Below are 25,649 nucleotides of genomic sequence, written 5' to 3' on the forward strand. Positions count from 1 at the left end.
TTTTTGTAAAATTAGAAAAAATAGATAAACAAAAAATTAATCTTCAGTTTGGTTTAGTGCTTCTAATAATTCAATGCATTCCATTGCTTCTTTAACGTCATGAACTCTTAAAATATTGGCGCCTTTGGTCAAGGCATACGTATTTAGGACAGTAGTTCCATTTAATGCCTCACTTGGTTTATTGCCTAATGTTTTGCAGATCATAGACTTTCTGCTTAGACCCACCAGTACTGGCAGTCCAAAAGTCTTGAAGAGATGTAGGTTTCGTAAAAGAGAAAAATTTTGAAATGTATTCTTGGAAAACCCAAAACCAGGGTCCAGGATTATATCATTGATTCCAAAAGATTTGGCCAGAGCTACTTTTTCGGACAAATAATGGAGGATTTCTTCCAAAAGCTTATCGTAAGTTGCCTTCTGCACCATGTTTTGCGGATTACCCTTAATATGCATCATTATATAGGGTACTTTAAATTCAGAAATGGTTGCCATCATGCCGGAATCCAAATTTCCCGCTGAAATATCATTGATCATGGCCGCACCATTTTCAAGACAGCTTCGGGCTACCTTGCTTCTAAAGGTGTCTATGGACAAATAGATGTCCGGAAAATTATTTAGTAAGAGGTCTACAACAGGCAAAATTCTTCTCAATTCTTCTTCTTCAGAAATGTCCGCAGCATTTGGCCTGGAACTATAGGCACCCAAATCTATAAAAGCAGCTCCTTCGCCGAGCAATTTTTCTGTTTGCCTTAAAATAGAAACCTCATCCTTGTATCTGCCTCCATCATAAAAGGAATCCGGGGTAACATTTAAAACCCCCATAACTTTCGGCTTTTTTAAATCAATCAGGGTGCCTTTACAATTTATTGTCATAGGAATTTTTTAAACTATTTGGATCGCAAATTATTTTGAAGACCAAGATTAAACTCCGAACTTTGAGATTTCCATTATTTTGGTTGAAATTTACGCAAAATAGAACAATCTACATGCAGCATACCTCCGAGCAATACGATGACATTATAAATTCTTGCAGGGACTTGTTTTCAAAGAAAATGAAAGATTATGGAAGTGCCTGGCGAATATTGAGACTCCCTTCTTTAACAGATCAAATATATATTAAGGCTCAGCGCATAAGAAGTTTACAGGAAAATGAAGTCCGAAAAGTAGATGAAGGGGAAAAATCTGAATTCATCGGAATTATAAATTATGCAATTATGGCCCTTATTCAATTGGAAAAAGGAGTCGCGCAGGAACCAGATCTGTCTTCGGAAGAGGCCATTAATTTGTACGACAAACACATTGGTATTACAAAATCTCTGATGGAAAAGAAGAATCATGATTATGGGGAGGCCTGGCGAGATATGCGTATTAGTTCATTAACAGATTTGATAATTCAAAAATTGCTGAGAGTAAAGCAGATAGAAGATAATAAAGGAAAAACCTTGGTGAGCGAAGGAATTGAAGCCAACTATCAGGATATAATAAATTATTCTGTTTTTGCCCTGATTCAAATGAACGAATCTGATGATTAAAAAATTCTATAAAATTACATGAAACATTTGGTAGGCTTTTCTAGAGTATTTGTTGGGGTTTTATTTATTATCAGTGGATTTATAAAGCTAAACGACCCGGTTGGCTTTTCATTTAAATTGGAAGAGTACTTTAGTCAGGGTGTTCTCGATTTGCCCTTTTTAATGCCTTATGCATTAGCTATATCAATTTTTGTAGTGATTTTTGAAGTAGTGCTTGGTGTGTTTCTGCTGATAGGGTATCTAAAGAATTTTACAATATGGAGCCTTTTGCTCATGATCTTGTTTTTTACTTTTCTAACTTTTTATTCTGCTTATTTCAATAAGGTCACAGATTGTGGTTGTTTTGGAGATGCAATAAAACTTACCCCTTGGGAATCTTTTACTAAAGATGTAGTTCTACTGGTGCTAATTCTTGTTTTATACTTCGGAAGAAGATATATCAAGGCACTTTTTGATCCACGGATCAGACAAATTATAGCAATAGCTGCTGTGGTTGTATGTGTACTTTACGGGAATTACGTTTTAAACCACTTACCAGTGGTAGATTTCAGGCCTTATAAGGTTGGCGCCAATATAGAGGAAGGGATGCAGGTACCCGAAAACGCTCCCAAAGCCGTGTTTGAATACGCCTGGAAATTTGATGTGAACGGAGAAGAAAAAGTACTGGTAACCAATGGTGATTATCCGGATATAGACGGAGATTTTATAGGCGTGGAGACGAAAGAGATACAGAAGGGGTACGAACCACCAATACATGATTTTACAATAGAGCAGCAAGGTGAGGATTTTACCGCTGCGTTAATGATGGAGGAAAAATTATTAATTGTAGTAGCCTATGATTTAGCTAAAAGCGACTATGAGGCATTTGCAGAAGTTAAAAAAGTTACTGACAAAGCCGGTAAACAAGGATATAAAATTATAGGTATGTCTGCATCCAATGAGGAATGGACGAATAGGATTATTGAGAAATACAAGTTGGGATTTGAATTTTATTTTACAGATGAGACTACTTTAAAGACTATAGTCAGGTCTAATCCGGGAATACTAACTCTTGAATATGGTGTTATAACTCAAAAGGCACACTATAAGGATATGAAGGATTTAGAGTTTAATTAGATTTACCCGGGATTAATATAAAACCTACTTTCCTGAATAACCATAAGTAAAAACATATATTTTAATCATAAAAGAACATAAGATGAGAAGTAAAATAGTTGCAGGAAACTGGAAAATGAATAAGAACCTGAGTGAGACAAAAGATTTATTGAGTGAGATATTAGATAAATTGCCGGATACTGAAGCAGAGGTTATTGTAGCTCCTACATTTGTAAACCTGTCTGAAGCAGCCCATATTCTGCAAACATCAGAGATTAAAGTTGCAGCCCAAAATATGCACTATGCCAGAAACGGTGCTTTTACTGGTGAAATTTCAGCTGATATGCTTCTAAATATCAATGTAGATACCGTAATTATAGGGCATTCAGAACGCAGGGCTTACTTTGGAGAAACAGATGAACTTTTAGCAAAAAAAGTAAAGGCAGCTCTGGAAAATAAAATGCGGGTAATATTTTGCTTTGGTGAGGAATTGGATGAGCGAAAGGCCGGCAACCATTTTAATGTAGTGGAATCCCAACTAAAAAACGGCCTTTTTGAACTACCCGCCGAGGCTTGGCAGCACATTGTTCTTGCCTACGAACCGGTCTGGGCCATTGGAACGGGAGAGACTGCTTCTCCGGAACAAGCACAGGAAATGCATGCCTTTATTCGAAAGACCATAACGGAAGCTTATGACGCTTCGATTGCTGATGAAGTATCCATTTTATATGGAGGAAGCGTAAAACCTTCGAATGCCGGAGAGATTTTTTCCAAATCCGATGTAGACGGTGGGCTAATAGGTGGAGCTGCTCTAGTGGCAGATGACTTTATAGCTATTGTAAAGGCCATCTGAAAATTAATGCAAGAACTCTTTCTGGAATATCGGTTTTCTATAAGTCCCTTACAACCGGCTACGGATATCTTAATTGCTGAACTAGGCGAACTGGGTTTCGACAGTTTTGTGGAAACTAACAATGGATTGTTGGCGTATGTTAAGAAGGAAAACTGGAACCCCTCAGCATTGCAAAATGTCCAAATACTTTCGAAAGAAAGTTTTAGTATTAGCTATGAAGTATCGGATATAGAACAGGAAAACTGGAATGAACAGTGGGAAAAGAATTTTGACCCCATAAATGTAGACAACCAATGCGTTGTGAGAGCTCCTTTCCACAATAAACCTGATGTGGCATTTGATATAGTCATAATGCCCAAGATGAGTTTTGGAACCGGGCATCATGAAACTACGTATATGATGCTTAAATTGGTCCTGGCACTGGATTTCACAGGTAAAACTGTATTGGATATGGGCTGTGGCACCGGTGTTTTAGCAATCCTGGCCGCTATGAAAGGAGCCAGTTCTGTAGATGCAATAGATATCGATAACTGGAGTTACCTGAATGCTAAGGAAAATGTTGCCGCAAACAGCTGTGAACAGATTAATGTGTTTGAAGGTGATGTCAGTATATTGACAAATCACAAATACGATATCATCCTGGCCAATATTAATCGCAATATTTTGCTATCAGATATCCCTGTTTACGTTAAGCACCTGAGAAAAGGGGGAGTATTGCTTTTAAGTGGTTTTTATAAAGAGGATATGTCGCTTATTTCAAAGGTGTGCACTGCAAATGGACTTTCATTTCAAGAAAATTTGGAAAAAAATAACTGGGTTGCATCAAAATATGTATTTTAGTTCATACAAAAACCTATCTGTATGAGTACTAAGGAAAAAGTCTCCGAAGAACTACTTTTGGATGAGGAGACGGTGAAACAAAATGAAATAGTGCTGTTCAATGATGAAGTAAATACCTTTGAACATGTAATTCACACATTAATTGATGCTTGTGAACATACCCCGGAACAGGCGGAACAATGTTCATTAATAGTTCACTACAAAGGTAAATGTACTGTCAAAACAGGCGAGTATAAGGAATTAGAGCCTCGTTGCAGCAAATTGTTGCAGGCAGGATTAAGTGCCGAGATCGTCTGAGTTCTAATGTGTTTCCTGATCAATAAGTGACATAATATTCTTTTTTAACGCCAAAAGAATAGATCCTTTCTATGCATTTAATTTGACAATAAGCTATTATCTTCGGTTAACTGGTTTAGGAGAACAAAGGTTAGATAGTTTCACTAACCTTTTTTTGATTAAATTGTGCGGGATATTGATGTTAGAATACTTCAGATAGGAATTAGGACTCAAGGATTACTATAAAAATTAGCAATGCATTAGTTCCTTGGCTTGGATCTGTAGTTAGGCATCAGTTATCCCGATAATTTTTATTTAAATCTAAATGTCTCTTAAAATGGAACTAACAAATAGGAAACAGATGACTAGAAGAATAGCAGCATTGCTGTCGCTGGCACTGTTATTCGTTAATTGCACAACCAAGGAAAAGGAATCACCGGAAAAAATAGCTACAGAACCCGAAATTAAGATTACAGCTACATCCAGCATGAATGCCAGCATCTATACTACCGCCCATAAGACAGATCTGAAACTGTCTGAGACGGGGTCATTGACATTTAATGATTTTAAACAACCTTTGGAAACTGAAATTGACGTACTTGTTGATCCATCCAAACAATTTCAGACTTTTATGGGAATCGGTGCTGCCTTAACGGACGCCGCCGCCGAAACTTTTTACAAACTTACCGAAGAAAACCAGGATAAATTTTTAGAAGCTTACTTTAGTCAGGAAAAGGGTATTGGATATTCTTTGGGCAGAACCATTATTCACAGCTGCGACTTTTCAAGTGGTAGTTATACCTATATCGAAGAAGGGGATAAGGAATTAAAAACATTTAATATTGATCATGACAGGCAATACCGACTTCCCTTTACAAAAAAGGCAATAGAGGCCGCTGGAGGTGAATTAACCATGTATGCAAGTCCCTGGAGTCCCCCGGCTTTTATGAAAACCAATAACAATATGTTACAGGGCGGGAAGCTAAAGCCCGAGTTTTATCAACCCTGGGCTAACTATTATGTCAAATTTATTGAGGCTTATGAAGCAGAAGGAATTCCTATTTGGGGTCTAACCATACAAAATGAACCCATGGCCGTTCAACGTTGGGAATCCTGTATTTATACTGCCGAGGAAGAACGCGATTTCCTGAAGAATTATCTTGGACCTACCCTGGAAAAAGCAGGCATGGGAGATAAAAATATCATTGTGTGGGATCATAACCGCGATCTCTTATTTCAAAGGGCAAGTGTTATTTTAAATGACCCGGAGGCGGCTAAATATGTCTGGGGAACAGGTTTTCACTGGTATGAAGACTGGAAAGATGGCATTCCAATGTTTGATAATGTCCAAAATGTCAATGAGGTATTTCCGGATAAGAATTTAATTTTCACAGAAGGCTGTAACGAAGGTTATGATATTTCCAAAATAGAGGAAGAAAGACTTGCCGAGCGATACGGTAGGTCTATGATCAATGACTTTAACAATGGTACTGTGGCATGGACAGACTGGAATATACTTCTGGATGAAACCGGGGGTCCCAACCATGTTGGTAATTTGTGTTTTGCACCGGCACATGGGGACACAAAAACCGGAGAGCTTACATTAACCTATTCTTATTATTACATAGGGCATTTTTCAAAATTTATACGACCCGGTGCTAAAAGAATTAGTAGCGTTTCAAGTGCAAATTCATTGCTGTCAACTGCATTTGTAAATGCAGATGGCAGTGTAGTGATCGTAGCTATGAATCAAAGTGATACACCTTTAGAATACAGCATTACAATGAATTCGAAAACAGCCAAAGTTGATATTCCCGGACACGGTATTCAAAGCATTGTGATGTCTGATTAGGAATCGTTCATTTTTACCAATAAACCAAATTAAATAACCAACCAAATAATACTGAAAATCATGTCAGAATCCAGTCCAGAAGTTAAAATGAATAAATCCTATACCATACTCATAAGCCTCATTGTGGCTCTGGGAGGATTTTTGTTGGGTTTCGATAGTGCTGTTATTTCCGGAGCGGTCAAAGGCATTACTGTTTATTTTGAAATGACCGAATGGATGCTCGGATTTTCAGTGGGCTGCGTAGTTTTTGGTGCTATGGCCGGAAATTTATTGGCAGGACCAATGAGTGATATGTTCGGCAGAAAGAGGGTATTAATAATTGTGGCAGCACTTTTTACTATCTCCGCGACGTGGTCCGCTTTGGCAACAGGTTATACAGAGTTTATTATTGCCCGGATTATAGGGGGTATCGGAATTGGAGGAGCCATCCTTATTGCACCAATTTACATAGCGGAAATAGCGCCTCCAAAACTAAGGGGTAGCCTTGTCTCCTTCAACCAATTGAATATAGTAATTGGTATTTCCGTAGCGTATTTTTCTAATTACTTCCTTGTTGATATAGAAGGTGAAAGCTGGCGCTGGATGCTGGGTGTTGAAGCCATACCAGCAGCCATTTATTTCTTGGCACTCTTTACAGTACCAAGAAGCCCGAGATGGCTGATCAGCAAATTGAATGAAGTTAAACTGGCTAGAAAGATTCTCGCTAAGATTGGTGGTGAAGAGTATGCTGAAGTTACCATTGCTGAGATTCAACGTGGAATATCTGCTAAAGAAGAAAAAGGAACCCTTGCCGACCTGTTTAAAAACAGAAATCGCACTATTATGATTATTGCTATCGGGATAGCATTTTTTCAGCAGATTACAGGGATAAATGCGGTCTTTTACTATGCCCCTACAATTTTTGAACAAGCCGGCGGGAGCACAGATTCCTCATTTTTACAGGCTATTGTTGTAGGGCTTACAAACCTTGTATTTACTTTGGTGGCTATATGGTTAATTGATAAATTGGGTCGTAAACCACTCCTGCTGATAGGGACTACTTTTATGACTATTGCACTCATGATGGCCGCATTTGCATTTAACAGTGCAACTTATGATTTTAATGAGAAGACCCTTGCTAAAATAAGCAACCATGAAATTAGAACCGCATTGTCAGATTTCAGTGGCAGGTCTTACGAGAGCCAGACTGCACTTTTTGAAGCGGTTGAGCCTGAAATGAACCAGGACCTGTTCCTGATGTTTAAGCGCAATGAAATTACCAATTTTATACAAATCAATGCTACTTTGGTACTGATTGCAATCCTGCTGTATGTTGCGTCCTTTGCCATTTCTCTGGGACCGGTTATGTGGACATTGATTTCTGAGATATTCCCCAGCAAAATAAAAGGTATTGCAATTTCAGCGGTGGGCTTTTTCAACTCTTTGGTAAGTTTTTCTGTCACCCAGGTATTCCCCTGGGAATTATCCAATCTGGGACCAACGGTAACTTTCGCCCTTTACGCTTTATTGTCCTTCTGCGCCATTTTCTTTGTTTATAAATTCGTTATTGAGACCAAAGGACGAACCCTTGAAGAAGTTCAGGAAATATTAATCAGGAAATAAATCAATAAATGAGACAAATTATATTTTTAGTTTGTTTTTGTGTTTTTTTCGCATGCAAAGAAAATCCCGCCAATAAGCATATTGCAGGGGATCCTGAGTTAAACCCGGGCCCGGCCAAGGTGGAAATTAGGTTCAAGGATGGTAAATATGTATTATTAGTAAATAAAGAACCTTTTTATATTAAAGGGGCGGGTTTGGAATTTGGGGATGTTAGTTCTCTTGCCAATCATAATGGCAACTCTTTCAGGACCTGGCAAACCGAAAATGGTCAAAAAACGGCAGTAGAGGTTTTAGACGAAGCACAGGAAAATGGCTTAATGGTAACCATGGGTATTGATGTTGGCAGAGAACGCCATGGTTTTGATTATAATGATGAAAGCGCCGTAAATGCGCAATTGGAAAGAATTAGAAAAGAGGTGTTGAAACTAAAGGATCATCCTGCCTTATTGATATGGGGTATAGGAAACGAATTAAATCTCAATTATAAGAATCCTAAAGTATGGGATGCTGTCAATGAAATATCGCGAATGATCCATAACCTAGATCCAAATCACCTTACTACAACAAGCCTTTCCGGCATCTCGCAAAAAGAAATTAATTACATCATAGATCGATGTCCGGATATCGATATTTTATCTATCCAGATGTATGGAGAATTGCCTGCCGTACCTGACCTGATAAGGGAGTATGGCTGGAATGGACCTTATATGATCACGGAATGGGGAGCAACAGGGCATTGGGAAGTGCCAAAGACAGAATGGGGAGCTCCAATTGAAGAACACAGTTCGCTTAAAGCAGCAAATTATTTAAAGCGATATAAAAAGGGTATCGAAGCAGACACACTTCAATGCATTGGTTCCTACGTTTTTCTCTGGGGAAATAAACAAGAGCGCACACCTACCTGGTATGGGATTTTTTTGGAAAATGGTCAGGAAACAGAATCTGTAGACGTAATGCACTACATATGGAATGGAGAATGGCCGGATAATAGAACCCCTCAGATCGTATCATTTACTTTAGACGGAAAGACCGCCTATGACAATGTTATTTTACAAGCAGATAACTCCTACAATGCTGAAATTAAAATAGTTGATTTTGAAGATGATGCCATAAGCTATACCTGGGAAGTATTACGCGAAAGCACAGAGACCAAAGAAGGGGGTGATTATGAAGAACGTCCGGCCGAGGTAGAAGGTGCAATAATTTCATCAAAAGATGGGACTGTCAAAATCCAGGTACAGGAAAAAGGGATATACAGGTTATTTGTTTATGCTGATGACGGAAATAATCATTCTGCAACAGCGAATATTCCATTTATGGTCAACTAAATAAATAGAGAAGATCAGTATATCTATTCAGAAGAAAAAATATTAATTGAAAAGGTTTTTAAGTTTAGAACAATCAAATTAGCAGTAAATGAATCAACGCGAAATATATTTAGGTGATATTAAAGCTCATTTTGAAAAACCCGAAATAATAGGAGAGGCGGTACTCCTGCAAAATGAAAGCTTTTATAAAATTTCAAACAGCAATGCCATGAGACCATTTTTCATGAGTATTGTCAGCGATTCAGACCATTGGATGTTTATTTCCAGTAACGGAGGTCTCACAGCCGGAAGAAAAAACAGTGATAGCGCAATTTTTCCTTATTATACGGATGATAAAATAACAGAATCTCATGAGATTACCGGTAGTAAGACCATACTCAAGATCCATAAAGATGGCAAGTCCCAACTTTGGGAGCCTTTCTCTGAGCGATACGAAGGGGTTTATGCAATTACCAGGAATTTATATAAGAACAGTTATGGCAACAAAATAATCTTTGAAGAAATTAATGAGGATCTGGGTTTAACATTCCGTTATCAGTGGAATTCATCTGACCAGTATGGATTTGTTAAAAAGTCCACGCTGGTGAATCATTCAAAAAATAGCGTTCAGCTGACCATCATAGACGGCATTCAAAACATATTACCCTTCGGTATCCATGAGGAATTGCAAAACAGCAGAAGCAATCTGGCCGATGCTTATAAGAAAAGTGAGCTGGAAGCGGAAATAGGGCTGGGCATTTACGCCTTGAGCGCTGTAATTGTAGATAAGGCAGAACCAAGTGAAGCTTTAAAGTCAACCATTGCATGGTCTCTTGGGATGGATAAGCCTACCCACTTAATTTCTTCACTGCAGCTAAATGCTTTTAGAAAAGGATTGCCAATAAAGGAAGAAATTGATGTAAAAGCGGAAAAGAGCGCATATTTCATCAGTTGCAAAATGGAACTTAGCCCCAATTCGGATAAAGACTGGATAATAGTCGCTAATTTAAATCAGGGACCATCCGATGTACAGGCAATATCTTCATTATTGAGGTCCGAAAAAGGCTTGTATAACAATGTTTTGGAGGATATAGAATTGGGTACGCGCAACCTCAAAGAATTGACCTATTCAGCAGATGGTTTGCAAGTCACTGCAGATAAACTTCAAAATACAAGACATTTTGCAAACGTACTTTTTAATATAATGCGGGGTGGAATTTTTGATGATGGTTACAACATAGAGAAGGGCGATTTTGTCAAGTATCTGGAAAAGGCAAATACCAAAGTCTATAAGGATAACAAAAATTTATTGGAGAAAATCCCTGTTGGGTTTTCATTAAAGGAATTACGACAAATCGCAGATCAAAATCCCGATAGAAATTTTAAACGTTTATGTTTTGAGTACATGCCTTTGAAATTTAGCCGAAGACACGGTGATCCCAGCAGGCCATGGAATAAATTTTCAATAAATACGCGCAGCGAAATTGATGGTTCTAAAGTCCTGGATTATGAGGGTAACTGGAGGGATATATTCCAGAACTGGGAGGCTTTGGCACACTCTTACCCGGAATTCATTGACAGTATGATCCACAAGTTTTTAAATGCAACCACATTTGAAGGCTATAACCCATATCGTGTTACCAAAGATGGTTTTGACTGGGAAATAATAGAGCCGGATGATCCATGGTCGTATATTGGTTACTGGGGTGATCACCAAATAATTTATCTTTTGAAATTTTTGGAATTCATTCAAAATTATTATCCCTCCAAATTAGAGGCATATTTTGACCAGGAACTATTCGTTTATGCAAATGTTCCTTATAAAATTAAAAGTTATCAGGACACCTTAAAAAACCCCAAGGATACTATAGATTATGATCATGATCTTAATGATCAGATAGACAAAAGGAAAAATGAACTGGGTGCAGATGGTGCTCTGATGACAGTGGAGGATTCTGATATATATAGCGTAAATCTCCTGGAGAAATTACTGGCCACTGTAATGTCAAAGTGTTCAAACTTCATTCCGGAAGGAGGAATATGGCTTAATACCCAAAGACCGGAATGGAACGATGCCAACAATGCTTTGGTTGGAAATGGTGTTTCCATGGTTACCCTTTATTATCTAAGAAGATTTTTGAGTTTCTTCCAGGGCATGCTCTCCAAAGCAAAATTTACCGATGCTGCGGTCTCCGAAGAATTGGTGACCTTTTTTAAAGGTCTGAACGCTACTTTGGAGCAGTATTCTTATACGCTTAAGGGCAAATTATCCGATGCTGAAAGAAAACTTATTCTAGATGGCCTGGGTGAGGCTGGTAGTGCCTATAGAGCCAATGTATATGCAAATGGATTTAGCGGGACTAAAAAAGATATTTCCAAAACCGATATACTAAATTTTGTTGAGCTTGCTTTGGAATATCTTGACCATTCCATTGATGCCAATAAAAGAGGGGATAATATGTACCATGCATATAACCTCATGTCTGTTGAAAATGAAAATGAAATCTCTATTTCCTATTTAAGTGAAATGCTTGAAGGGCAAGTTGCCGTTTTAAGCGCTGGCTATCTCAATTCAGAATCATGCCTTGCAGTTCTTGATGGCCTCAAGGCAAGCAGCCTTTTCAGAGAAGATCAATATAGCTATATTCTTTATCCCAACAAGGATTTACCAAGATTTGTAGATAAGAATAATATAGCTTCAGACAAAGTAGAGAAGTCTCGTTTGCTCAAGCAGTTGATTAAAGATGGAAATAAGCAAATCATTGAAAAGGATGTTTTAGGTAATTACCACTTTAATGGTTCATTCAATAATGCCAATAGCCTTAAACAGGCGCTCTCTGAACTACCTAATGGGGAATACGATAAACTTATTGATCTTGACAGGGAATACGTATTAACTATTTTTGAAGACGTTTTTGATCACAAATCATTTACGGGAAGATCAGGTACATTCTTTGGTTACGAAGGCCTGGGCTCCATATATTGGCATATGGTATCCAAACTGCTGTTGGCTGTTCAGGAATGTTGCCTTAAAGCAATAGAAAATAATGAAAATGATGAAATCGTTGGCAGGTTATTAGACCATTATTATGAAATTAACGAAGGCATAGGCGTGCATAAATCCCCTGAACTTTATGGGGCATTCCCAACAGATCCTTATTCACATACTCCGGCAGGTAAAGGGGCACAGCAACCCGGTATGACAGGTCAGGTTAAAGAGGATATATTGAGCAGAATTGGCGAATTGGGAGTAATTGTAAATAAAGGAAAGCTTCAATTTAAACCTGTTCTTTTAAGAAAAGAAGAATTTTTGCAAAAGGCCGGTTCACTTATATATACAGACCTTAATAATCAGCAAAAGGAGTTGAACCTGGAAGAAAACTCACTTGGTTTTACCTACTGTCAAATACCGGTAATTTATAAATTATCTGAAAAGGAAAATTTGAAGGTTGTCTTTAACGACGATTCGATTCTTGAATATGATGAATTGCTTCTTGATGAGGCGACAAGCAAAAAAGTTTTTGAACGAACCGGAGAAATCAATCGAATACTTGTTTCTATAAAAAAATAAACAAGGACATGAAAAAATATATGAAAACAACTATTTACCTGCTATTAGTAATAATAGCTTTTTCTTGCAAAAACAATACTAAAAAAGAGATTAAAACTAATGTGGTTAAGGGAGTAAAAAGTTTAAGTGCAAAGGATATTCTGGGCAATCCGGATTTTTTGGCAATGTCCTATGGAGGATACAGGAATGTTGATCATGATGTTGAACCGGCAATTGATGAACTTAAGGAAGACATGAAACTATTGGCAGCAATGGGCGTTAAAATTGTGCGTACCTATAAAGTTCACTTACCACAAGCTACTAATTTATTGAAGGCTATCAGCGAATTAAAAGATGAAGATCCTGATTTTGAAATGTATGTTATGCTGGGTGCATGGATAGATTGTAAAAATGCTTGGACAGCTATGCCTCCGGATCACGAACAGGAAAGTGAAGCCAATGCAAATCAAATTTTAGTAGCGTCTTATTTGGCAAATCAATATCCGGATATTGTAAAAATAATTGCTGTGGGTAACGAGGCTATGGTAAAATGGGCAGAAACCTATTATGTGCAACCAAGAGTGATATTGAATTGGGTAACCCACCTCCAGGATTTAAAAAAAGAGGGTAAACTTCCTGAAGATTTATGGATAACAAGCTCTGATGACTTTTCATCATGGGGTGGAGGCGGCACCGAATATCATACCGAAGATCTTGAAAAATTATATAATGCCGTAGATTACGTCTCTATGCACACCTACCCCTATCATAACACGCATTATAATCCTGAATTTTGGGGAGTTCCCGAAGAAGAAGAGGATTTGTCCGATCTTGAAAAGATAGATGCGGCAATGCTTCGTGCAAAAGAGTTTGCAATGTCTCAATACGATAGTGTTTCAGGCTATATGAAAAGTATAGGGGTAGACAAACCAATCCATATTGGTGAAACCGGCTGGGCAACAACCTCTGATGGATTCTATGGAGCCTCAGGTTCCAGGGCCACTGATGAATATAAGCAAGCACTATATTACAGGCACATGCGGGACTGGACCAATGCTGCGGGGATTTCATGTTTTTATTTTGAAGGCTTTGATGAGCCATGGAAAGACTCTAATAACCCAAAAGGTTCAGAGAACCATTTCGGAATGATAAATATAAAGAGCCAGGCCAAATATCCAATTTGGAGTTTAGTAGACGAAGGTGTCTTTGAAGGATTAACCAGAAACGGGAAACCCATTACAAAGACCTATGACGGAGATAGTGATGCTTTGATGCAGGATGTTATGGTGCCGCCACTTGCCAGTGAAACCAAAGCTCCTGAATAATTCTAATCTACCCCGACAGGATAATGATTAATAAAATACACTGATTTATCTTTTCCTAATTTGTAGTTATTACAGGATGAGATTAAAATCTGAAATAAACCTAAATAACCAATACTAATCTTAAACTCAAAAAACATGTCAAATCACAGTGCAGTAGCAAAAAATAAAGTCCCATACGGGCAGAAAGTAGCTTTCGGGATCGGTATGCTTGCCAATCAAATGTTCCCTGCAGCGCTCGGTATATTTATGGTGGTTTTAGTACAGGATTTGGGTTTTCCGGGTTGGATGTGGGGAGTGTTGTTCTTTCTGCCCAGGGTGTTTGACTCCATCACCGACCCAATTATGGGTTTCATTTCGGACAATACCAAATCTAAATGGGGAAGAAGGAGGCATTATGTCTTTTTGGGAGCTGTAATCATGGGTATTTCTTTTGTCATTATGTGGCAATTGTATCGTGTAAATGGACTTGATTACAATTTCACCTATTTTTTGTTATGGTCGTTTGTATTTTATTTGGGATTGACCATTTTCAGTGTACCCTATGTGGCCATGGGTTATGAAATGAGTAATGATTTTCATGAACGTACGGATATTATGGCTATAGCCCAATGGATAGGGCAATGGGCATGGGTGATAGCCCCGTGGTTTTGGGTAATTATGTATGATCAGGGATTGTTTGAATCAGCGGATGTAGCCACAAGGACCCTTGCTGTATGGGTAGGTATTATTTGTATGGTTTTTGCTATGGTGCCTGCAATTTTTATAAAAAGTGAATCCACGCTAAATGCAAATTATGCCCCTTTGAGTTTAAAAGGTATTGGAGGAAGTTTAAAAAGGATCTTGGTAGGTTTTAAGGAAGCATTTAAATCACTGCCTTTCAGACAATTGTGCATTGCTACATTTTTGATTTATAATACCTTTTATACTATTGCGAGTTTTTCGTTTTTCATCGTTGTTTATTATTTGTTCGGTGGTGACGCCGGAGCCGCCGGGGTATGGCCAACCTTATTTGGCAGTGTTGGAGCTTTGGCAACTACATTTATTGTTATTCCTATTATCACGTATATGTCCAAAAAAATTGGAAAGAAGAAAGCCTTTATTGTCTCGCAAGCCATTTCTGTTTTAGGATATATAATGCTTTGGTTTCTCTTTATTCCGGGAAAACCCTATATGTTTATTATCGCACTACCCTTTTTCGCATTTGGTATTGGAAGTTTATTTACGCTGATGATGTCGATGACCGCCGATGTGATCGATCTGGATGAACTTAATTCAGGAGAACGAAGAGAAGGTATTTTTGGTGCCATATATTGGTGGATGGTAAAGTTTGGATTTGCCATTGCGGGTTTATTAACCGGCACTATAATGTCTCTTGTGGGTTTCAATCCGGATGCCGCTGTTCAGCCCGAAGGAGCGATACTGGGTTTAAGATTATTTTATTCCGGTTTCCCAATTCTGGGAACGCTCGTTGCCATCTATGTAATGCGCAACTATGACCTAACAGAAGAACGAGCCAATGAAATTAGTGCAGAATTGGCAAACCGTAAGAACGCACAAAACTAAAATAGAATTCCTGTTGTTAAACAAAAAAATTACTTTCCCTCTTTTCAGTTGCTATGAGAGAGGGTTGGTGGTTATGAGCGACTTGTATTCCATTGAACAACCAAATAGAGATTTTGGGAGTATCGATGTTTTCAAATTTCAGGCTTATACGTATATCTCAAGGTATTTTCTCAATTCGCAGGCAAGGATATTAAACCCGGATAACAACTTATACTTACCGCGAAAAATCATTTTAAATTCCGGATCTTTAATAAAGGAACATTTTTTACTTTTAGGTTTTGCAATCAGACAATCAACAATCTAAATAAACTTCTGAAAAAATGAAATACGGATACTTTGATGATGAAAACAGAGAATACGTAATTACAAATCCCAAAACTCCTTATCCATGGATTAATTATCTGGGAAATGAAGATTTTTTCTCTTTAACCTCAAACACCGGCGGTGGGTACACTTTTTATAAAGACGCAAAGTTTCGAAGGTTAACCCGTTACAGATATAATAACATTCCTGCGGATAACGGCGGTAAGTATTTTTATATTAAGGATGGTGATACTATTTGGTCTCCCGGCTGGAAACCGGTAAAAACCGAATTGGACTATTATGAATGCCGACATGGCATGAGCTATACAAAGTTCAAAGGATCCAAAAACGGGATAGAGGCAGAAGTACTTCAATTTATACCTCTGGGCTTCTGGGGAGAAATTCAAAAGGTTTCCTTAAAGAATTCTTCATCAAAAAGTAAGCAAATAAAGCTGTTTTCCTTTATTGAATGGTGCCTGTGGAATGCGGAAGATGATATGACCAATTTTCAGAGAAACTTCTCTACAGGGGAAGTTGAAGTTAAAGACGCTGTAATTTACCACAAGACAGAATTTAAGGAAAGACGTAACCACTATGCATTTTATTCCGTTAATAGCCCAATAACAGGTTATGACACAGACAGGGAGACTTTTGTTGGTCTTTACAATGGTTTGGATGCTCCGGATGCAGTTTGTGAAGGACAATCCAAGAACTCCATTGCTCACGGCTGGTCGCCAATTGCATCACATTACCTTGAAATAGAACTAAAGCCCGGAGAGGATAAAGAATTTATATTCATGCTGGGTTATGTTGAGGTTGAGAAAGACAAGAAATGGGAAAGCAAATCGATCATTAACAAGCAACCGGCGCATGATATGATTTCATCCTATGAAACTGCAGATAAAGTGAACAGGGCTTTCGAAGATTTAAGGGCTTATTGGGATAATTTATTAGGTAAAATCTCAATTGAAACTGCGGATCCAAGGCTCGATAGAATGGTTAACATCTGGAATCAATACCAATGTATGGTAACGTTTAATATGTCGCGTTCAGCCTCATTCTTTGAATCTGGCATAGGCCGTGGCATGGGCTTTCGCGATTCTAATCAGGATCTGATTGGATTTGTCCATCAAATTCCCGAAAGAGCACGGGAACGCATTTACGATATTGCATCTACACAATTTGAAGATGGTTCCTGTTACCATCAATATCAACCCCTGACAAAAAAAGGTAATGCCGCAATAGGTGGAAACTTTAATGATGACCCACTCTGGCTGATCCTCTCTACTACTGCGTACATAAAGGAAACCGGAGACTTTTCCCTGTTGGATGAAATGGTACCCTTTGATAATGATTCTTCAAGGGCAAAATCGCATTTTGAACACTTAAAAGCTTCTTTTTACCATGTTGTACATAATTTGGGACCACATAAATTACCCTTAATAGGCAGAGCAGATTGGAATGATTGCCTTAATTTGAATTGCTTCTCCGAGGATCCTAATGAGTCTTTTCAAACTACGGAGAATCAAAAAGGTGGTTCTGCAGAATCGTTAATGATTGCGGGCCTTTTTGTGGTATATGGTAAAGAATATGTGAAGCTTTGTATGCGGATTGGGAAAGAGGAAGAAGCTATTGAGGCTCAGGTGCATGTAGATGCTATGATTGAAGCAGTTAAGCAACATGGCTGGGATGGGAATTGGTACCTGAGGGCATACGATTATTTTGGAAACAAAGTAGGATCCTCAGAGAATGAAGAAGGAAAGATATTTATTGAATCCCAGGGTTGGTGCACTATGGCCGAAATTGGAAAAGAAGATGGAATGGTTGAAAAATCATTAAATGCAGTTAAAGAGCATTTGGATTGCGAATATGGAATTGTCCTGAATTATCCGGCTTTTACTAAATATTATATAGAATATGGTGAGATTTCAACTTATCCCGCTGGTTATAAAGAAAATGGGGGGATATTTTGTCATAACAATCCCTGGATTATGATTGGTGAAACAATTCATGGGCGTGGCGATCAGGCCTATGACTATTACACTAAAATTGCACCCAGCTTTCTCGAGGAATTGTCAGAATTGCACAAAGTTGAGCCCTATGTTTATTGTCAGATGATTGCAGGTAAGGAGGCACATAAGCCAGGTGAAGCAAAAAACTCCTGGCTCTCCGGTACCGCTTCATGGAATTTCTACGCAATTACCCAGTATATTTTGGGAATCAGGGCGGAATACGATGGATTGGCAATTAATCCATGTATCCCTGCTGCCTGGGACGGGTTTAAGATGAAAAGGGTGTTTAGGGATGTTACCTACAATATCAATGTTAAAAACCCGGAGCATATAAGCAAAGGGATAAAACAAATCCTGGTTAATGGGCAGCCAATCAATTCTAATATTGTTCCAATTCTGGAAAAGGGAAAGGAATATTCTGTGGAAGTACTGATGGGATAAAGAGTCTAAAAATTCCGCATTATTAATGAGGGAGCTTACTTTTTATTACACCGTAGACGAATGTCCCAAATACGGCAGCAGCAATAACAATTAACATACTTATTACGCCAGTCCCAAATAATACATATAAAGGCCCCGGGCAGGCACCTGCAAGTGCCCATCCCAAACCGAAAATTGTACCCCCCGCAAGATAGCGAACAAAGCCGCTGTCTTTTGGCATCAGAGATATTCTGTTTCCCTCAATGTTTTTAACACCAAATACTTTAAATAACCATATAAACAGAATACCTAGTAAAACAGCGGAACCAATGATACCATACATATGAAAGGACTGAAACTTGAACATTTCATAAATCCTGTACCAGGAAACGGCCTCAGATTTTACCAGGACTATTCCAAAGAAAATACCTACTAATAAGAATTTTAAAATCTTCATGGGCTGAATATTAAGGGTAAGAGAAAATGGGTCATAATTAATCCTCCAATAAAAAAACCAATTACTGCAATTAGTGAAGGCCATTGAAGATTACTTAATCCAGTTATGGCATGGCCGGATGTACAACCGCCCGCATAACGTGTTCCAAAGCCAACCAGGAAACCCGCAATAATAAGAATTGCCATTCCCTTAACTGTTAAAACATTACCCCAGGCGTAAATTTCAGAAGGTAAAAGCGATTCACCTGCACTATAAAATCCCAGCTCACTAAGATCCGAAACAGTTTGCGGGTTTAGAGCTATTGTAGAACCATCAGACAAAAAAGCAACTGCTATATAGCCACCAATAATGGCACCCAGGACTACTACCAGGTTCCAGCGGTATGCTTTCCAGTCGAAACGGAAGAAATCAGAATATTTTCCGGCACCGCCTATACTGCATAGGGTCCTGAGTGTAGTAGACATCCCAAAGGTTTTGCCAAAATAAATCAGCAACAGCATTACCAGAGTAATCAAAGGGCCAGAAACATACCAGGGCCAGGGTTTAAGCAGATATTCCATTTCTTTTATTTAAATAATATAACACAATGATTGTCGGATTCATGGAACATATATTACATACCTGAACTTTTTCAAAGATGATTTTGTCAACTTTAATAGCTTTGAAAGTTAATTGATTTATTATTGTTTTTCGTAGACTTCACTCATAAATCCTGGCAGATCCTCATTGGTAGTGTTGGTTAATCTATCACCACTCAGGTTATACAAGAACAAAGTGGTATTAAAAAATAAGGATAATTGCGAATTTTGAAATTGCCAGACTCCGGAGGCTGTACTGCTCGTATTTGTGCATCGAATATCAAAAAGCCCTCCGGTTATAGGGGTAATATCTAAATTAACAACCGTAGAATTCCAGCTTCCATCACTGTTGATGACAAGTGTGCCGGCAGCGCAGGGCAGTTCGGTCAAAATATTAGAAGTAGTGCTCCCATCATTATTAATATCCTGGGGAGGATTGATATTTAGTTCAGCTAAACTCCACGTTCCCACAACAGCATCATTATTATCCTCAACAGGGGCATTATCGTCTGATGAACAAGCCAGAAAAATAAATATGAATGCAATTAACGGCATTAAAACCTTAATCTTTTTCATTGCTCTTTTATTTTTTGTTATTCTTCAAATGTAAATGTTTTTGATGATAATAGATCAGTTTTTGTAATTGGGATTGGTATTACACATAAGAACAGTAGTTCTGAATTATTGGTGCTGCAGCATATTATACGAACGGAATAATAGAAAAACAGTTAGCTTTGGATATATGTATTTTAAAATGATGCATCTAATTTTAACTTTTTACTAAATACACTTCAATTATGAATAAAAGTAACTATCCCAGGTCATTTTCACATATTGGTATTACGGTACCGGACATTAATAAGGCCGTCGAATTCTATCAGGAAGTGATGGGTTGGTATGTAATTATGCCACCTTCAAAAGTCATAAAAGAAAAAGATACGGCTATTGGCCAAATGTGTATTGATGTTTTTGGGGAGAATTGGGAAACTTTTGAAATTGCGCACATGTCTACTTCAGATGGTATAGGAATTGAGTTGTTTTCATTTCCGGATATGGATAAAAAGAAACCGGAATTTACCCCTTTTAACACAGGACTATTTCATTTTTGTGTCCAGGATCCGGACATAGAAGCCTTGACTAATAAAATTGTTGAATACGGTGGTAAACAACGTATGCCAATCAGAGCTTATTACCCAAATGAAAAACCATACAAAATGGTTTATGTGGAAGATCCTTTTGGGGTAGTGTTTGAGATATATACACATAGTTATGAATTGACGTATTCTTCCGGAGCGTATCAGGATTAAACAACATATGTAGCCTAATCCGGAGTCGTAAATTAACCGAAGATGAAAAAAATAAAAGCAATATTGTTTATTCCGGCCATTTTAAGTGCCATATCCTGCGGGGTAATAAATACTTCAAAGGACGCTAATGCCGCAGGAGATTGGCGCTACCTTTTTAATGGAGAGAACCTGGAAGGCTGGGTAGTTAAAGTTCATCGGCATGAATTAGGGGATAACTATGCAAATACTTTTCGGGTAAGTGACGGGAAAATTCAAGTTAACTATGATGATTATGATGCATTTAATGAACGATTTGCCCATCTATTCTATGATGAATCATTTACATCGTATCATTTGAAGTTTGAGTATCGATTTACGGATCAATGGTTAAAGGATGCTCCTGTTTATACGTATAGGAATAGTGGGGTTATGTTTCATTCCCAGGACCCCAAAACCATTTTAAAAGACCAGAACTGGCCTATTTCTGTGGAATACCAAATATTGGCCGATGAAGGTAATGGAGAACCCAGACCAACGGGTAATATGTGTTCCCCCGGGACCGATGTTGTTTATAATACTAAAATTGATCCACGCCATTGTATAAATTCTTCATCGAAAACATATAAATGGGACCAGTGGATAAGGGGAGAATTAATTGTTTACCGCGATTCTCTTGTAACCCATATAGTCAATGGTGAAGAAGTATTACAGTATAGCAAGCCTCAAATAGGAGGAGGGGTGGCAGACGGATTTGACCCTGCAATCAAAATTGATGGTAAACTGCTAAAAGAAGGCTATATTGGTCTGCAATCGGAAGGTCAGGGAATTGAATTCAGGGAAATTAAAATTAAAATATTATAATAAACATCCTCCACATTCTTTTTTCGCTTTAACAGCAAAGCAAATTAATTAAATGAAAATGAGAACTTATTTATTGTTTTTTATCATATTGACCTGGTTAATAATGAGTTGCAGGACTAATGAAAAGTCTTCTCCAAAATTTCTGCATGATATTAAAGAGGGCCCTACACCCTGGACAAGTGAATCGTTTGAAATAGAGGAGGAAGATTTTACTTTTGCGATCATCTCAGATTTAAACGGAGGGGAACGAGAAGGGGTCTATAGCACTGCAGTATCTCAATTAAACAGGCTCGACCCCACTTTTGTCCTTAGTGTTGGGGACTTAATTGATGGCGGAACCGAAGATTCTTTAAAACTTGCCAGGGAATGGGATTCCTTTGATGCCAGAACTGCAAAATTTAATATGCCTTTCTTTTATTTAGGAGGGAATCACGATCTGACCAATCCAAAAATGAGGGAATTCTGGAAAAATAGATTTGGTCCCCGTTATTATCATTTTGTTTACGAGGATGTTTTATTCTTAATGATGGATTCAGAGGACTATACTGAAACGAGGATGTTAGAGATTTATAATGCGCGAGCTAAGGCTATTAAAATTATAGATGGTGAAATTGACGGGGTCTATGAAGAGTCTGAATATTTCAGTATGCCGGAACGCCGGCTTGGTGGTATGAGTGAGAATCAATTTACCTATTTTGAGAGTGTCTTGAAGAAATATCCAAAAGTAAAATGGACTTTCGTCCTTATGCACAAACCACTATGGATGCGAGAGGATGATAAAGGGCTGGGACAATTAGAAACATTATTATCCCTGCGGAATTATACCGTTATTAATGGCCACTTCCATTCCTTTTCACACAGGCTAAGAAACAATATGGATTATATGATCCTTGGTACTACAGGCGGAAGTCAGGCTTTGGGCGATTCTCTGGCGTTTGATCATGTAACCCTTGTGAGAATGGCTGAAAAACCGGTAATCACACATTTAAAAATGAATGGAATTTTAAATGAAATGGGTGAAATTCCAGATTAGGCTTTAGTCGAATGCATTTTGTGGGACCTAAAGAAATAACCTCTTTTACTTGATGATAATTTCAGACTGAATGTCATTCTAATTGACTATATTCAAGGAAATTATTACTGCCAAATTCTATCAAATACAACACCGCCATCAGGCATTAAAAGTAATCGTGGCTTTATACAGCTAAATTTATAAGCCTGTATTTGGATTCTGGCTCTCAATAATTGTCCTTTTAAGAATTAAAATTGAATTTCGTATGGCAAATCAATATATTGATTTAGACACTCTTAAATATTTACTTTACGATGTACACGACCTTCAAAATGTTTTAGATCAAAGTCGCCATAATAGTTATGACAGGGAATCTATAGAACTTTTTTTAAATTCTGTTAAAGAGTTTTCAGATAGGGAAATGTTCCCGTTTTTTCGGGAAATGGACGAGCAGCCTGCACATTTCGAAGATGGAGAAATAATTGTCCATCCACAAGTAAATAATTACATCAAAAAAGGCGGGGAAATGGGCCTTGTTTCTGCTTTGTTCGACTACGAAATTGGGGGGATGCAATTGCCAGGGATAGTTGTTACGGCTTCTGCTTATATTCAGGAAGCCGCCAACAACCATTTGCCGGGTTACCTTGGGTTGACCCTTGGGGCAGCCGAGTTGATCGTGCATTTTGGCAGCAAGGAGCTTAATGAAATATTCGTTCCCAAAATGCTTGCAGGTGATTGGAGTGGAACCATGTGCCTGACTGAGCCCCAGGCAGGAAGTTCTTTATCAGACATTGTAACTTCCGCTGAGCCTGCTGAGGATGGCTATAATATTTCAGGGCAGAAGATATTTATCTCCGGCGGAGATTATAAAGGAGCTGAAAATGTTGTTCACCTCTTACTGGCTAGAATTAAAGGTGCGCCTGCAGGAACAAAGGGGATTTCTTTATTTGTTGTTCCAAAATACAGGCTTTCTGCCAATGGTGACCTTATTCCTAATGATGTAACGACTTTTGCTGATTTTCAGAAAATGGGTCAAAAAGGGTATTGTACGACCCATCTTTTCTTTGGGCATAATGACAATTGCAAAGGATGGCTTGTAGGCGAACCCAATCAGGGATTAAAATATATGTTCATGATGATGAACGGAGCGCGGATAGCTGTTGGGCGAGGCGCTGCCGCCATTAGTATGGCCGCTTATCAGGCATCGTTGTCTTATGCAAGAGAAAGACCCCAGGGCCGCAGTCTTACCAATACAGGTAAGAAAGATGTAAGTCAGGAACAAACCCTTATAATAAACCATCCGGATGTAAAACGTATGCTTTTACTTCAAAAGGTAGTCGCAGAAGGTTCATTAAGCCTGATATTACTTTCCTCCAAATACCACGATTTAGCACAGACACATTCAGATCCTGAAGAAAGGGAGCGATACAAAAATTTACTTGAGGTACTAACGCCAATTGCTAAAACCTATCCTTCAGAAATGGGTTTAATTTCAGTGAGCAATGGCCTTCAGGTTCTTGGAGGTTACGGTTTTTGTTCAGACTTTATCCTGCAACAATATTACAGAGACATCCGTATTTTTTCGATTTATGAAGGAACTACAGGTATTCAATCCTTAGATCTCCTGGGAAGGAAGATTACTATGAATAATGGAAAAGGATTACAATTGTTATCCGCCGAAATAATGAATAGTATTAAAGCAGCATCTGAATTTGAAGATCTCCTGCCATATGCCGGCAAACTCAAATCAACTTTAACCCTGGCACAGGAAGTTGTGAATTTTCTGATGGATTTCGCCAAAAATGGGGATTATGAGCGCTTTTTATCAGATGCTACAGTTTTCATGGAATTTTTCGGGAATATAGTTGTAGGTTGGTTGTGGTTGGATATTGCTGTTAAAGCACAAAAGGCGATGGTTTTGAATGATTCCAAATATTCAGCTGTATTCTACGAAAGTAAGATCCATGCCATGAGATTTTATTTCAAATATGAAATTGCCAAGACAAAGTCATTAGCTGATGTTTTGATGGATAAACAGGTATTGACTACTTCCGCTGAAAAACAATTATTTACTTAATGAATAATAAGTAGAGCAAGGGTTAAGACAATTACCAAAATCAATAAAGACTAATGAAACCAAGTATAAAATCTAAATTTGATCTAAGTGGCAAAGTCGCTATAGTGACCGGTTCAAGTAAAGGAATAGGAAAGTCTGTTGCAAGAGGGCTAGCGGAAAATGGAGCCAAAGTCGTAGTAAGCAGTCGGAAACAGTCCGCGGTAGACCAGGTTGCCGGTGAATTTGAAGAAGCGGGCCTTGAGGCGGTCGGGATTCAATGCCATATTGGCGATTCTGATCAACGCGAAAGGCTAATTGCCAAAACCATAGAACATTTTGGAAGAATAGACATTCTGGTAAACAATGCGGCAATAAACCCTTATTATGGTCCTCTGGAGGGCTCAGACGAAGCAGTTTTTGATAAGATAATGAATGTTAACGTGAAGGCGCCTTGGATCCTTTCCAATCTGGTCTTGCCACATATGAAGGAAAAGGGTTGTGGCAGTATCATAAATATTTCATCTGTTGAAGGAATAACTCCCGGATTTGGTTTAGGGCTTTACAGTGCGACCAAATCGGCTTTGATTATGCTAACCAAGAATCAGGCGAAAGAATGGGGCCGTCATGGGATTCGGGCAAATGTTTTGTGTCCGGGCCTGATCAAGACCAAATTTAGTGAAGGTTTATGGACGAATGATAAATTGGTTGAAGGATTTAAAAAGGCCTTACCGCTGGGACGGATAGCCGCCCCGGAAGAAATGGCCGGCATGGTTATGTTACTGGCTTCAGAAGCCGGATCTTATATGACAGGAGGAGTCTATGTTGCAGACGGAGGCTATTTAATTTCTGGATAAAGTTTGAATACCGAATAA

21 protein-coding genes are annotated in these 25,649 nt (G+C 38.3%); 17 read left to right on the forward strand and 4 right to left on the reverse strand.

Annotated elements, in window-relative coordinates; all coding sequences use genetic code 11:
• Positions 1 to 36: 36 nt before the first annotated feature.
• A complete protein-coding gene (folP, locus tag G504_RS0101655) occupies positions 37 to 870 on the reverse strand; it encodes a dihydropteroate synthase (RefSeq protein WP_019668387.1) in 834 nt (277 codons plus the stop codon).
• A gap of 113 nt (positions 871 to 983) precedes the next feature.
• Between folP and G504_RS0101660 the strand changes: the two genes are divergently transcribed.
• The 12 genes from G504_RS0101660 (at position 984) to G504_RS0101725 (ending at position 18,548) form a co-directional block, all read left to right on the forward strand.
• Positions 984 to 1,529 carry a DUF1599 domain-containing protein gene (locus tag G504_RS0101660; RefSeq protein WP_019668388.1) on the forward strand — a complete coding sequence of 182 codons (546 nt, stop codon included), beginning with the start codon at positions 984 to 986 and terminating at the stop codon, positions 1,527 to 1,529.
• An 18-nt stretch (positions 1,530 to 1,547) separates the two neighbouring features.
• Positions 1,548 to 2,645, forward strand: a complete 1,098-nt coding sequence (locus G504_RS0101665) for a BT_3928 family protein (protein WP_019668389.1) — start codon at positions 1,548 to 1,550, stop codon at positions 2,643 to 2,645.
• Positions 2,646 to 2,727: 82 nt separating this feature from the next.
• On the forward strand, positions 2,728 to 3,477 hold the full coding sequence (gene tpiA, locus G504_RS0101670; protein ID WP_019668390.1) for a triose-phosphate isomerase: 750 nt from the start codon (positions 2,728 to 2,730) through the stop codon (positions 3,475 to 3,477).
• A gap of 6 nt (positions 3,478 to 3,483) precedes the next feature.
• A complete protein-coding gene (gene prmA, locus G504_RS0101675; protein WP_019668391.1) occupies positions 3,484 to 4,317 on the forward strand; it encodes a 50S ribosomal protein L11 methyltransferase in 834 nt (277 codons plus the stop codon).
• Between the two features lie 21 nt (positions 4,318 to 4,338).
• A complete protein-coding gene (locus G504_RS0101680) occupies positions 4,339 to 4,614 on the forward strand; it encodes an ATP-dependent Clp protease adaptor ClpS (RefSeq protein WP_019668392.1) in 276 nt (91 codons plus the stop codon).
• A gap of 340 nt (positions 4,615 to 4,954) precedes the next feature.
• Complete coding sequence (locus G504_RS0101685) at positions 4,955 to 6,445, forward strand: glycoside hydrolase family 30 protein (protein WP_157473000.1); 1,491 nt, start codon at positions 4,955 to 4,957, stop codon at positions 6,443 to 6,445.
• 60 nt (positions 6,446 to 6,505) lie between these two features.
• Positions 6,506 to 8,047: a sugar porter family MFS transporter gene (locus tag G504_RS0101690; RefSeq protein ID WP_019668394.1), complete on the forward strand. Its 1,542-nt coding sequence runs from the start codon at positions 6,506 to 6,508 to the stop codon at positions 8,045 to 8,047.
• Positions 8,048 to 8,055: 8 nt separating this feature from the next.
• Positions 8,056 to 9,375 (forward strand): glycoside hydrolase family 2 TIM barrel-domain containing protein, encoded by a 1,320-nt coding sequence (locus tag G504_RS0101695; protein WP_019668395.1) that lies wholly within the window; start codon positions 8,056 to 8,058, stop codon positions 9,373 to 9,375.
• Between the two features lie 88 nt (positions 9,376 to 9,463).
• Complete coding sequence (locus tag G504_RS0101700) at positions 9,464 to 12,925, forward strand: hypothetical protein (protein ID WP_019668396.1); 3,462 nt, start codon at positions 9,464 to 9,466, stop codon at positions 12,923 to 12,925.
• An 8-nt stretch (positions 12,926 to 12,933) separates the two neighbouring features.
• Complete coding sequence (locus G504_RS0101705) at positions 12,934 to 14,229, forward strand: glycosyl hydrolase family 17 protein (RefSeq protein ID WP_019668397.1); 1,296 nt, start codon at positions 12,934 to 12,936, stop codon at positions 14,227 to 14,229.
• Positions 14,230 to 14,364: 135 nt separating this feature from the next.
• Positions 14,365 to 15,792, forward strand: coding sequence for an MFS transporter (locus tag G504_RS0101715; protein ID WP_019668399.1), 1,428 nt, complete (start codon positions 14,365 to 14,367; stop codon positions 15,790 to 15,792).
• 320 nt (positions 15,793 to 16,112) lie between these two features.
• Positions 16,113 to 18,548, forward strand: coding sequence for a GH36-type glycosyl hydrolase domain-containing protein (locus tag G504_RS0101725; protein ID WP_019668401.1), 2,436 nt, complete (start codon positions 16,113 to 16,115; stop codon positions 18,546 to 18,548).
• A 22-nt stretch (positions 18,549 to 18,570) separates the two neighbouring features.
• Here the strand turns inward: G504_RS0101725 and G504_RS0101730 are convergent, their stop codons facing one another.
• The 3 genes from G504_RS0101730 to G504_RS19040 all read right to left on the reverse strand — a co-directional run bounded on the left by G504_RS0101730 (position 18,571) and on the right by G504_RS19040 (position 20,138).
• Positions 18,571 to 18,984, reverse strand: coding sequence for a DUF6691 family protein (locus tag G504_RS0101730; RefSeq protein WP_019668402.1), 414 nt, complete (start codon positions 18,982 to 18,984; stop codon positions 18,571 to 18,573).
• The gene (locus G504_RS0101735; protein ID WP_019668403.1) at positions 18,981 to 19,544 is read right to left on the reverse strand and encodes a YeeE/YedE family protein; all 564 of its coding nucleotides are present in this window, start codon (positions 19,542 to 19,544) and stop codon (positions 18,981 to 18,983) included. Before G504_RS0101735 ends, G504_RS0101730 begins: the two co-directional genes overlap by 4 nt.
• A 120-nt stretch (positions 19,545 to 19,664) precedes the next feature.
• Positions 19,665 to 20,138 (reverse strand): hypothetical protein, encoded by a 474-nt coding sequence (locus tag G504_RS19040; RefSeq protein ID WP_019668404.1) that lies wholly within the window; start codon positions 20,136 to 20,138, stop codon positions 19,665 to 19,667.
• A gap of 221 nt (positions 20,139 to 20,359) precedes the next feature.
• Between G504_RS19040 and G504_RS0101745 the strand changes: the two genes are divergently transcribed.
• From G504_RS0101745 to G504_RS0101765, 5 genes are all read left to right on the forward strand, one after another.
• The gene (locus G504_RS0101745; RefSeq protein WP_019668405.1) at positions 20,360 to 20,869 is read left to right on the forward strand and encodes a lactoylglutathione lyase family protein; all 510 of its coding nucleotides are present in this window, start codon (positions 20,360 to 20,362) and stop codon (positions 20,867 to 20,869) included.
• Positions 20,870 to 20,911: 42 nt separating this feature from the next.
• Complete coding sequence (locus G504_RS0101750; protein WP_019668406.1) at positions 20,912 to 21,709, forward strand: family 16 glycoside hydrolase; 798 nt, start codon at positions 20,912 to 20,914, stop codon at positions 21,707 to 21,709.
• A 58-nt stretch (positions 21,710 to 21,767) separates the two neighbouring features.
• Positions 21,768 to 22,742 (forward strand): metallophosphoesterase family protein, encoded by a 975-nt coding sequence (locus G504_RS0101755; RefSeq protein ID WP_240473016.1) that lies wholly within the window; start codon positions 21,768 to 21,770, stop codon positions 22,740 to 22,742.
• A 244-nt stretch (positions 22,743 to 22,986) separates the two neighbouring features.
• Positions 22,987 to 24,798: an acyl-CoA dehydrogenase gene (locus G504_RS0101760; RefSeq protein WP_019668408.1), complete on the forward strand. Its 1,812-nt coding sequence runs from the start codon at positions 22,987 to 22,989 to the stop codon at positions 24,796 to 24,798.
• A gap of 53 nt (positions 24,799 to 24,851) precedes the next feature.
• Positions 24,852 to 25,631, forward strand: a complete 780-nt coding sequence (locus G504_RS0101765; RefSeq protein ID WP_019668409.1) for an SDR family NAD(P)-dependent oxidoreductase — start codon at positions 24,852 to 24,854, stop codon at positions 25,629 to 25,631.
• Positions 25,632 to 25,649: the final 18 nt, after the last annotated feature.

The organism is Eudoraea adriatica DSM 19308 (genome assembly GCF_000382125.1).
Taxonomy (GTDB): Bacteria; Bacteroidota; Bacteroidia; order Flavobacteriales; family Flavobacteriaceae; genus Eudoraea; species Eudoraea adriatica.

Bases quoted from the DNA above. Each gene is read 5' to 3' on its own strand.
- folP (WP_019668387.1), bottom strand. From the start codon at position 870: ATGACAATAAATTGTAAAGGCACCCTGATTGATTTAAAAAAGCCGAAA.
- G504_RS0101660 (WP_019668388.1), top strand. From the start codon at position 984: ATGCAGCATACCTCCGAGCAATACGATGACATTATAAATTCTTGCAGG.
- G504_RS0101665 (WP_019668389.1), top strand. From the start codon at position 1,548: ATGAAACATTTGGTAGGCTTTTCTAGAGTATTTGTTGGGGTTTTATTT.
- tpiA (WP_019668390.1), top strand. From the start codon at position 2,728: ATGAGAAGTAAAATAGTTGCAGGAAACTGGAAAATGAATAAGAACCTG.
- prmA (WP_019668391.1), top strand. From the start codon at position 3,484: ATGCAAGAACTCTTTCTGGAATATCGGTTTTCTATAAGTCCCTTACAA.
- G504_RS0101680 (WP_019668392.1), top strand. From the start codon at position 4,339: ATGAGTACTAAGGAAAAAGTCTCCGAAGAACTACTTTTGGATGAGGAG.
- G504_RS0101685 (WP_157473000.1), top strand. From the start codon at position 4,955: ATGACTAGAAGAATAGCAGCATTGCTGTCGCTGGCACTGTTATTCGTT.
- G504_RS0101690 (WP_019668394.1), top strand. From the start codon at position 6,506: ATGTCAGAATCCAGTCCAGAAGTTAAAATGAATAAATCCTATACCATA.
- G504_RS0101695 (WP_019668395.1), top strand. From the start codon at position 8,056: ATGAGACAAATTATATTTTTAGTTTGTTTTTGTGTTTTTTTCGCATGC.
- G504_RS0101700 (WP_019668396.1), top strand. From the start codon at position 9,464: ATGAATCAACGCGAAATATATTTAGGTGATATTAAAGCTCATTTTGAA.
- G504_RS0101705 (WP_019668397.1), top strand. From the start codon at position 12,934: ATGAAAAAATATATGAAAACAACTATTTACCTGCTATTAGTAATAATA.
- G504_RS0101715 (WP_019668399.1), top strand. From the start codon at position 14,365: ATGTCAAATCACAGTGCAGTAGCAAAAAATAAAGTCCCATACGGGCAG.
- G504_RS0101725 (WP_019668401.1), top strand. From the start codon at position 16,113: ATGAAATACGGATACTTTGATGATGAAAACAGAGAATACGTAATTACA.
- G504_RS0101730 (WP_019668402.1), bottom strand. From the start codon at position 18,984: ATGAAGATTTTAAAATTCTTATTAGTAGGTATTTTCTTTGGAATAGTC.
- G504_RS0101735 (WP_019668403.1), bottom strand. From the start codon at position 19,544: ATGGAATATCTGCTTAAACCCTGGCCCTGGTATGTTTCTGGCCCTTTG.
- G504_RS19040 (WP_019668404.1), bottom strand. From the start codon at position 20,138: ATGAAAAAGATTAAGGTTTTAATGCCGTTAATTGCATTCATATTTATT.
- G504_RS0101745 (WP_019668405.1), top strand. From the start codon at position 20,360: ATGAATAAAAGTAACTATCCCAGGTCATTTTCACATATTGGTATTACG.
- G504_RS0101750 (WP_019668406.1), top strand. From the start codon at position 20,912: ATGAAAAAAATAAAAGCAATATTGTTTATTCCGGCCATTTTAAGTGCC.
- G504_RS0101755 (WP_240473016.1), top strand. From the start codon at position 21,768: ATGAGAACTTATTTATTGTTTTTTATCATATTGACCTGGTTAATAATG.
- G504_RS0101760 (WP_019668408.1), top strand. From the start codon at position 22,987: ATGGCAAATCAATATATTGATTTAGACACTCTTAAATATTTACTTTAC.
- G504_RS0101765 (WP_019668409.1), top strand. From the start codon at position 24,852: ATGAAACCAAGTATAAAATCTAAATTTGATCTAAGTGGCAAAGTCGCT.